The 10,022-nt window shown below is 41.2% G+C and carries 10 protein-coding genes; all 10 read right to left on the minus strand.

Features of this window, described 5'->3' with window-relative positions; all coding sequences use genetic code 11:
• Window positions 1–195: 195 nt before the first annotated feature.
• Window positions 196–975: a 3-oxoadipate enol-lactonase gene (gene pcaD / locus KPC_RS14125; RefSeq protein ID WP_121974999.1), complete on the minus strand. Its 780-nt coding sequence runs from the start codon at window positions 973–975 to the stop codon at window positions 196–198.
• Between the two features lie 54 nt (window positions 976–1,029).
• Window positions 1,030–2,235: a 3-oxoadipyl-CoA thiolase gene (gene pcaF, locus KPC_RS14130; RefSeq protein WP_121975000.1), complete on the minus strand. Its 1,206-nt coding sequence runs from the start codon at window positions 2,233–2,235 to the stop codon at window positions 1,030–1,032.
• Between the two features lie 120 nt (window positions 2,236–2,355).
• Entirely contained in the window at window positions 2,356–3,006 is a 651-nt protein-coding gene (locus KPC_RS14135) for a 3-oxoacid CoA-transferase subunit B (RefSeq protein ID WP_121975001.1), read from the minus strand.
• Between the two features lie 19 nt (window positions 3,007–3,025).
• Complete coding sequence (locus tag KPC_RS14140; RefSeq protein WP_121975002.1) at window positions 3,026–3,697, minus strand: 3-oxoacid CoA-transferase subunit A; 672 nt, start codon at window positions 3,695–3,697, stop codon at window positions 3,026–3,028.
• A 29-nt stretch (window positions 3,698–3,726) separates the two neighbouring features.
• Window positions 3,727–4,947, minus strand: a complete 1,221-nt coding sequence (gene benE, locus KPC_RS14145) for a benzoate/H(+) symporter BenE (protein ID WP_121975003.1) — start codon at window positions 4,945–4,947, stop codon at window positions 3,727–3,729.
• Window positions 4,948–5,000: 53 nt separating this feature from the next.
• Entirely contained in the window at window positions 5,001–5,786 is a 786-nt protein-coding gene (locus tag KPC_RS14150) for a 1,6-dihydroxycyclohexa-2,4-diene-1-carboxylate dehydrogenase (RefSeq protein ID WP_121975004.1), read from the minus strand.
• A gap of 306 nt (window positions 5,787–6,092) precedes the next feature.
• Entirely contained in the window at window positions 6,093–7,109 is a 1,017-nt protein-coding gene (benC, locus tag KPC_RS14155) for a benzoate 1,2-dioxygenase electron transfer component BenC (protein ID WP_121975005.1), read from the minus strand.
• Between the two features lie 78 nt (window positions 7,110–7,187).
• Window positions 7,188–7,694 (minus strand): benzoate 1,2-dioxygenase small subunit, encoded by a 507-nt coding sequence (gene benB, locus KPC_RS14160; protein WP_121975006.1) that lies wholly within the window; start codon window positions 7,692–7,694, stop codon window positions 7,188–7,190.
• A complete protein-coding gene (gene benA, locus KPC_RS14165; protein WP_121975007.1) occupies window positions 7,691–9,073 on the minus strand; it encodes a benzoate 1,2-dioxygenase large subunit in 1,383 nt (460 codons plus the stop codon). Before benA ends, benB begins: the two co-directional genes overlap by 4 nt.
• Window positions 9,074–9,145: 72 nt before the next feature.
• The coding region (gene catA, locus KPC_RS14170; RefSeq protein WP_121975008.1) for a catechol 1,2-dioxygenase at window positions 9,146–10,022 on the minus strand (877 nt) is incomplete at its 5' end.

Genomic DNA, 10,022 nt, shown 5'->3' on the forward strand with positions numbered 1-10,022 from the left:
AGCTAAAACTGAGCTAAAACTGTGCAGTTGTGAGAATTGCAAATTTATTTAAGTCTAAAATAATTTGAGTCATAATTTTTATAAAATTTAAAATACTAAGTTAAAATTTCAACAATCCCAGCATTTAATAAAAACCCTATAAATTATTTAAAATTTATAGGGTTTAGTTCTATGTACAAAAAAATTATTTAAAAATTACTCAGAAATAAATTTCTCTAGTGCCTGATTAAAATCAGTAGGGCGTTCTACATTTGAAATGTGTGATGCATTGATTTCAAATATTTTTGAATTGGCAATACGTGCAAGCATAAACTCGCCATCAGTCACTGTTGTTACAGGATCCTGTTGACCTGCGATGATTAAAACAGGGACTTGGATCGATGATAACTGTTCACGTAAATCCGCTTTAGCCAAAGCTTCACAGCAACTTGCATAGCCTTCGGAGCTGCCAGCTGCCAAATCGTTACTCATTGCTTGTACAGTTGCTGCTTGGCTCTGGATAAAGGGTTCGGTAAACCATCGTAATGCTGCTGTTTCTGCAATTGGTTTCAGACCTTGTTCACGGACAAGTTTGGCACGGTCTAACCATGCTTGTTCCTGACCAATTTTTGCTGCAGTATTGCAAACAACGATGTGGTTAAAACGTTCTGGCTTGTGAATGGCAAGCCATTGTCCTGTTAGTCCTCCCATAGAAATACCACAAAAATCAGCTTTTTGAATATTTAAATGGTCTAATAAATTAGTGACATCGAGACCTAGTTGATCAATTGTATAAGGTCCTTGAGGGGCTGATGACTGTCCATGCCCACGAGTATCATAGCAAATCACAAAATAATCATGTTTAAAATGATCAATTTGCGTTTGCCACATGCTGAACTTTGTACCCAAAGAGTTTGAAAAAATCAGTGCAGGTCTGGATGCATCACCAAAAGTCTGATAGTTGAGTTCTGCATCGTTTGATGTAAATGTTGGCATTCAATTTCTCCCAACCTCCCTTTAAAAGGGAGGAGAATTTTCAAATTATTTGTTTCAAACTCTTTCGATAATAAGTGCAATACCTTGACCAACACCGATACACATAGAACATAGTGCATATCGTCCTTGAGTTTCTTCAAGTTGATTGAGTGCAGTCGTCACCAAACGTGCGCCTGAAGCACCAAGTGGGTGACCAATTGCAATCGCACCGCCATTGGGATTTACTTTTGTTGAGCCATCTTCGATACCTAAATCACGGGTAACTGCTAAAGCTTGAGCTGCAAAAGCTTCATTGAGCTCGATCACATCCATTTGCTCAAGGGTTAAACCTGTTTGTTTCAGGAGTTTTTTAATCGCTGGAGCAGGACCAAAGCCCATGATTCGAGGTTCAACGCCAACAGTGGTTGCACCAATAATTTTGGCACGTGCTTTTAAGCCATGTGTCTTTAGTGCTTCATCCGATGCGATAAGTAATGCACATGCACCATCATTAATTCCTGAAGCGTTACCTGCCGTAACAGTGCCGTCTGCTTTAACCACAGGTTTTAGTTTTGCTAAACCTTCAATGGTTGTAGAAGCACGTGGATGTTCGTCCTTGTCGACGACTATCGGATCACCTTTACGCTGCGGAATGGTGACAGGAATGATTTCTTTATCAAAGAAGCCTCTGGCTTGAGCTGCTGCAGTACGCTGTTGGCTGGCAAGCGCAAAGCTATCCTGATCAGCGCGATTAATATTAAATTGTTCAGCAACATTTTCAGCAGTTTGAGGCATGCTATCAATGCCGTAAGCTTCTTTCATTTTTGGGTTAACAAAGCGCCAGCCCATCGTTGTATCTTCAATTTTTTGTGTACGACCAAATGCGCCCTCAGATTTGCCCATCACATATGGAGCACGAGACATTGATTCCACACCACCAGCAATGATCAAATCAGCTTCATTGGCTTTAATCGCACGAGCAGCCATGGCCACAGCATCTAGTGATGAGCCACATAGACGATTCACGGTTGTTGCTGGAACCTGATATGGTACACCTGCTAAAAGTGCTGACATACGACCCACATTACGGTTGTCTTCACCTGCCTGATTGGCACAGCCATAAATGACATCATCAACCAGTTCCCAGTTTACAGATGGGTTGCGCTCTATGAGTGCTTTGATGGGTAAAGCGCCTAAGTCATCTGCACGAACTGGTGCAAGTCCACCTGCATAACGGCCAAAAGGTGTACGGATTGCATCTACGATATATGCATTTTTCATTTTCATATTTTCCATTTTGTAAATCCCCGCACTTTTGTAAAGGGGGGGACTTTTTATCTCTATTTTAAACAATTAGAGATTTACTCCATTTATTAATTAAAGGGAGGTTAAGAGGGATTATTAATCAGTTGCATCTGTTAACTTGGCACCAGTTAAACTTTGTAATTCTTCAAAGCTTAAACCTGCAACCTTTTCGATGACTTTTAGACCTTCTGACGTCACATCTATTACACAAAGATCTGTATAGATGCGATCGACACAGTGTTTTCCTGTAACGGGGTAAGTCAGTGATTCAACAATTTTCGGTTCACCTTTCTTGGTCACATGATCAGTGGTGATAAACACTTTTTTAGCACCTACTGCCAAGTCCATTGCACCACCTACAGCCGGGATAGCATCTGGCGCACCTGTATGCCAGTTTGCCAAATCACCATTTTCTGCAACCTGAAATGCACCCAATACTGCAATATCAAGATGACCACCACGCATCATCGCAAATGAGTCACCATGATGGAAAAAACTGCCACCCGTTAGCATCGTGACAAATTCTTTACCTGCATTGATGAGTTCTGGATCTTCTTCACCCGCAGCAGGTGGTGGACCAAATGCTAATAAACCATTTTCAGAATGTAAAAATACATCTTTATCAGCAGGTAAGTAACTTGCAATTTTAGTCGGTAAACCAATGCCTAAATTGACATAAGCTCCATCTGGAATATCCTGTGCAACACGTTCTGCAATCTGATCGCGAGTTAGTTTGTTATAGCTCATGATTTATCTCTCCATCGGATTACTGTGCTGGTTTAACAGCAACAACGTGTTGAACAAAAATACCTGGGGTGATGATATGTTCAGGATCTAAAGCACCAAGTTCAACGACTTCTGAAACCTGTGCAATGGTACAATCTGCTGCCATTGCCATGATTGGACCGAAATTACGGGCTGCTTTGCGATAAACCAGATTTCCCCAACGATCACCTTGTTGTGCTTTAATCAGTGCAAAATCGGCACGAAGAGGATTTTCCAGAACATAGTCTTTACCCTCATAGTTCAGTGTTGGTTTTCCTTCAGCCAGTAAAGTCCCAAAACCAGTTGGTGTATAGATTGGACCGAGTCCCATACCCGCAGCTTGGATACGACAGGCGAGGTTGCCTTGAGGAACGAGTTCTAGCTCGATTTTTCCAGCACGATAAGCTTCATCAAAAATATAAGAATCCGATTGGCGCGGGAAAGAACAGATGATTTTACGAACAGCATCTGCTTTGATGAGTTTGGCTAAACCGTAATCGCCGTTGCCTGCATTATTATTAATAATGACCAGCTCTTTTTTTCCCAATTCAATTAAGCCATCGATGAGTTCAGCAGGTTGTCCTGCTGTACCAAAACCACCAATCATGATGGTTGAACCGTCTTTAATCTTTGAAAGTACTTCGGTTAATGAAGCTGAACTTTTATCAATCATAATCTTTCCTAATTGAACAATGACCCAATCTAAGCTTCATTCTTGCTAGATTGTTGTAATGGAATTTGAGAGGATTTTCGTTTACTCAAGATTAAATGGGCGACGATACCAATACAAATACCCCAAAAAACTGAACTCAGTCCTAGAAAATGCATTCCAGATGCTGTTGCCAGAAAAGTAATTAGAGCAGAATCACGCTGTTCATCATTTTTCATGGCAACCGTGATATTTGTTGCAATCGCACCGAGCAATGCCAGACCTGCAAGTGCAGCAACCAATTCCTTTGGTAGCATGCTAAATAGCATAACAATACTACCAGCAAAAATTCCCCCTAAAATGTAGAACACACCATTCGCGATTCCCGCAATATAACGTTTTTCTTTGAGTTCATGTGCATGTTCACCTGTGCAAAGGGCAGCAGTGATTGAAGCCAGTACAATAGTAATACCCCCTACACAGGCAACTGCTAAAGAAGCAATACTGGTTACACTTATGATAGGTTTGGCAGGAACGTCATAACCACTAAGTTTAAAGATTGCCATACCAGGCAAAAACTGACCTGTCAGGCTGACCAGGATGAGAGGTACTGCAAGGTTGAGTGTTGAACTCCATGTCCATTCTGGAGCAATAAATTGTGGGATAGCTAGACTGAAATTGACATCTACAGGGTTCATTTTTCCTAAAAGCAAGCTGAGTGAGACCCCGCATAGGAGCACCCAAACCATGCTATAACGCGGTGAAAAACGTTTTACAATCAAGAAACATAGTAACATTGCAAATACGATAACTGGCATGGTATCTGTTGCCGTGAACAAACCTATGCCAAACTGGAAGAGGATACCTGCCATCATGCCAGCGGCAATATCATGTGGAATCCATTTTAAAAGTTTATCAAAATAGCCAGAAATACCGATCAGAAAAATAACAATAGCGGAAGTGATATAAGCACCAATCACTTCATTGAGTGAAATATGCGGAAATAACGTAACCAATAAGGCTGTTCCAGGCGCTGACCAGGCAGTAATGACTGGGACTTTGAATCTGATGGATAGATAAATTCCTGCGACAGCAGCGCCTATCGAAATCCCCCATATCCATGAAATCATCATGGCAGTGGAGACATTGGCCTGTTGTGCTGCCTGAAAGAAAATGATCAGCGGGCCAGAATATGAAATAAGAACAGCTAAAAAACCTGCAACTGTTGCAGAGAGCGACCAATCATCTTTTAATGTTTTTAATAGGGTTGCCACTTGCGCCTCCTTGCAGAATGTGACTGTCTAGAATGCAAATAGAAAATCGAGGTCTAACCTCGATCTCCTCCACCAACGGGAACTACAGTGCCTGTCATATATGACGACTCGTCAGATGCCAAAAATGTAATTGCATTGACTTGTTCCTGGATTGTTCCATACCGACCCAAGAACGTACTATCAATAGTTTGATCGACTACCTGTTGCATCCACGCTTTTTCATCGTCGGAAAGTGGTGTCGTGTTGCGCGGTACTTTTCTTGGAGGAGCTTCTGTACCTCCTGTCGCAACTGCATTTACACGAATACCATCTTTTGCGTGTTCAAAAGCGAGGGAAACGGTGAGACCATTTACTCCACCTTTGGATGCAGAATATGGAATTCGATTGATACCACGTGTTGCGATTGAAGATACATTTACAATTGTACCTTTTTGATTTTTAATCATTTCAGGCAAAACTGCGCGACAGCACCAGAGCGTAGGGAACAGCGAACGATTGACTTCTTTGATGATTTCCTCTTCAGTAAATTCCTGAAAAGGTTTCATCCAGATCGCACCACCAACATTGTTGATAAGTACATCAACACGCCCATATGTTTCAATCGCCTTAGCAACGACTGCTTCTGCACCAGCAAAAGTTTCGAGATCTGCATTGATAGTGACGGCATCACCACCATTTTGTCTGATTTCTGCTAGAACCTCATTGACGTACTCAGAGCGATCAGCCATGACAACTTGAGCACCTTCAGAAGCAACCTGTAGAGCAACACCACGACCTATACCTTGTGCACTACCAGTAACAATAATCACTTTGTCTTTAAATCTTTGACGATCTGACATTATTTCTCTAATCCTTATTGATGTAACTCATGAATACAGAATTTTGAATTAATCTTTGAATAATCAAGGATTAAAAGAGCTTTCCATATAATCGCATTTATCTTTTAAGGTTTTAATCATTTTGTGTAGGCAATTCCTCTTATCTTGTTCTCTGACAAAAGAAGAGAATTTCTCCGCAAGAAAACCAGTGCTGGACAGATAAATTATTTCCATATAATCCCTGTCCAACCATTAACATCCATGTTGCAATTCGCGATAACATTTTTGTTTAAGTATCCATTCAGACTTGATGAATACTTAAATACATTAATTTGCAGAAAATTTTTCAAATAAGAAGTTTTTAGGCTGTACACCTTCTTTGTCTAACCAACCTCGTACTGCTTCAACCATTGGAACAGGGCCACAGAGATACACATCAACATCGCCTCCATTTAACCATTCATTATCGACATGGCTTGTCACGTAGCCTTTTCGCTCGTGCTGACTGTCTTCATGTGCAACAACTGTACGGTATTCGAACCAAGGGAATTTCTCTTGTAGTTCATTGAGTTTTTCGATTGCAACCAGATCGAAATCATGGGTCACACCAAAAACTAAACGAACAGGTTGTTCAGAACCTTTTTCTTCTAATACTTGCAGCATGGACATGAACGGAGCAATTCCTGTACCACCTGCAAGCATTAAAACTGGTCGAGTGACATCACGAAGATAGAAGCTACCAAATGGCCCAGTAAATGACATTTTATCGCCTGCTTTTGCAGTTTTACTTAAAAAGTCACTCATTTTGCCGTTTGGAACATTACGTACAACAAAGCCAGTCAAACGATTACCTGGTTTAGAACTGAATGAATAGGAACGTGTTTCTTCACAGCCTGGAATTCCAACATTTACATATTGACCTGCAAGAAAATGAATGTCTGGCTGACCCTCATCAAGTTGAATATCAAATGTAATGGTTGAATCAGAAAGGTTTTCTACACGAGAAAGTGTCCCTTCAAATTTATTGATCTGGGTTTTACATACGTCAGATGAAGCGGCAATTTTAAATACAGCATCAGAAGTTGGTTTACATTGACAAGCCAGAATATAGCCTTCAGCAGCTTCTTCTGGTGTTAATGCATCTTCAATGTAATTTTCTTCTGGCATATCATATGTACCAGATTCGCAGAACGCTCGGCATGTACCACAAGCACCATCACGACAATCCAGAGGAATGTTAATTTTTTGACGGTATGCTGCATCAGAAAGTGCTTCACCATCAGCAACAGTAATAAAACGGGTTACGCCATCTTCAAATTGAAGTGCAACATTGTGGTTTGACATGGCTTTGTGTCCTACATAAAAATTTAAAACTTATTTGAATGTTTCAGCCAAATTTCCGTTTGGCTGAAATGGTTGCAGTTAGATGTGATAAATATCAATGACCTGATTGATATAATCATTTTTAAGCACAACATATTTGCTTAAAATCTTGGGTTGTTCACCTGAAAAATCGATTTCGTAACGTGACATACCGAAGTAGCTGTAGTTGGTTTTGTAACGGAAACTTAAAGTATTCCAGTTAAAACGAACTGTTATTTTGTCGCCATTTCTTTCAATAATTTCAACATTTGAAATATTGTGGCTAGTGCGTGTATCAGGCATCGTTGCTGAAGAACGTTCAGTTTTTATACGAAAAATACGATCTTCCAGACCTTGACGATCAGGGTAGTAGATCAATGAAATTTCAGACTGAGGATCAACAGTAAGTTTGTCATCATCATCCCAGGCTGGCATCCAGAACGATGCAGAAGGTGCATAACAGTTTAACCAGTCGTCCCATTGTTCATCATCAAGGAAACGGGCTTCCTGATATAGGAACTGACTTACAGTTTCAATGCTAACTTTTTCATTTGCGGCAGCATTCATGCAGTTTCTCCCTGATCAGCAATTTCCTTTTCTACTGCAATGGCATGTTTTATGGTTTTTAACCAGTACTGATGTTGCGCAAGGTATAGGCCTTCATCTTCGGTTTTAATGCAGCTGATGAGTGGTTTCAGACCTATTTCATCAGCAACCTCATCTGGGCCTTGAATCCAGTGTTTTGAACCACGACACATGTCATTCCATTCAAGCTCTATACCCGCATAACCTGCCTGGCAAGCACGGAATTCTTCAAGATCATCAGGTGTAGCCATTCCGGAAGCATTAAAGAAATCTTCATATTGACGAATCCGGCGTGCGCGTGCTTCAGGAGCCTCGCCAACAGGTGCGATGCAATAGATTGTAACTTCTGATTTATTGACAGAAATAGGGCGAACTACACGGATTTGTGAACCAAACTGATCCATCAAATAAACGTTCGGGTATAGGCACAGATTACGTGAACGCTCGATCATCCATTTAGACATCGCTGCGCCATATTTTTCCGTATATTCTTCTGCTTTCGGGAAGTTTGGACGATCTTCAGGATTACCCCATTGTGTCCATAACAGCATGTGACCATTCTCAAAGCCGTATGAGCCGCCACCTTGTTTACCCCAAGATCCTGCACTCATGGCACGAACATTATCGCCAGCTTCTTTTTCTTTACGCTGCTGTGTTGTTGCTGCATAGTTCCAGTGTACCTGTGACACGTGATAACCATCAGCTCCATTCTCCGCTGTTAGTTTCCAGTTACCATCAAAAGTATAGGTTGATGAGCCTCGTAGTACTTCTAACCCTTGATCAGATTGGTCCACAATCATGTCGATGATTTTAGTTGTTTCACCTAAAAATTCTTCAAGAGAAGGTACGTCAGGATTTAAGCTACCAAAGAGGAAACCTTTATAGCTCTCAAAACGAGCAACTTTTTTAAGATCATGTGAACCATCTTGGTTGAAACAGTCTGAATAACCTGCATCACTTGGATCTTTTACTTTCAGCAATTTACCTGAGTTGTTAAATGTCCATCCATGAAAAGGACAAGTATAGGTCGTTTTATTACCACGCTTATAACGACATAGTTGCGCGCCACGATGTGAGCAGGCATTAATCATAGCGTTCAATTCACCATTACGGTTACGAGCAATGATAATTGGCTGGCGACCAATATAAGTCGTGTAATAATCGTTATTATTTGGAATTTGGCTTTCGTGTGCCAGGTAAACCCAGTTACCTTCGAAAATATATTTCATTTCAAGATCAAACAAAGCTTGATCGGTAAAAACTGAGCGGTGTAATTTAAATTCACCAGTTTCAAAATTATCTACAAGTAATTCATCTATACGATCAAGATGGCTTGTATTAATCACAGGAATTCGAGGCATGTCCGTTCTCCGACTTTCCAATGTATTGGGTCAGTCACCGAGACTTATCGTGACTAAGTCTCGGTTCCATTTTTATGCGCTAGCGCGGCGACGATCCACTTCAGTTGTTGGAGCATCAGCTTTTTCTTTCACAAGCTCAACATTGAAAGTGATGTGTTTGAAAGGTTTATTCTGACCACGTTTAGCAAGCTCTGCCTCATCGGTTACATCTACAGCTGTAGCAACCAGACCATCACGGGTTGCAAATGCAAAGTCATCCCAAAGGTATTTGTCACCTTCGATATTAAACTGAGTTGTTAGTTTGCGATAACCTGGTGCAGAAACAAAGTAATGTACGTGAGAAGGGCGGTTACCGTGGCGACCCAGAAGATTCAGTACGAACTGAGTTGTGCCTTCAGGAGGGCAACCATAGCCTACAGGCATAGTTGTTTGGGCAACATATTTACCGTTTTCGTCAGTCAGGATAGTACGACGCAGGTTAAACTCAGATTGCGACTTGTCGAAGAAAGAATAGTTACCTAATCCATTTGCATGCCAGACTTCTACTTTGGCATTTGGAATGATATTACCTTCAGGATCAGTTACAGTACCTTCGATGAATAATGTATCGATGTGATCGGATTCGGAACCATCATCCATACGGGCAAAGCCTACGGATTCGGGAGCACCAGCAACGTATAGAGGTCCTTCGATGGTACGCGGTGTTCCACCCGTGATACCTGCTTTGGCATCGGCTTCATCAGCACGTAAATCTAAATAATGTTCGAGACCGAGACCAGCTGCTAACAAACCTAATTCGTTTGCCTTTCCAGCATCTGTAAAATATTCTAGGCCTTTCCAGACTTCAGAAGGAGAGAGGTCAAGATCTTCGATTGCCTGAAACAGATCCCCAAGTAAGCGGACTACAATTTGTTGTACACGAGGATTGACAGTACCAGTAGCTGTATCC

Origin of the sequence: Acinetobacter stercoris, assembly GCF_900323515.1 — a bacterium.
In the GTDB taxonomy this organism is placed as follows: domain Bacteria; phylum Pseudomonadota; class Gammaproteobacteria; order Pseudomonadales; family Moraxellaceae; genus Acinetobacter; species Acinetobacter stercoris.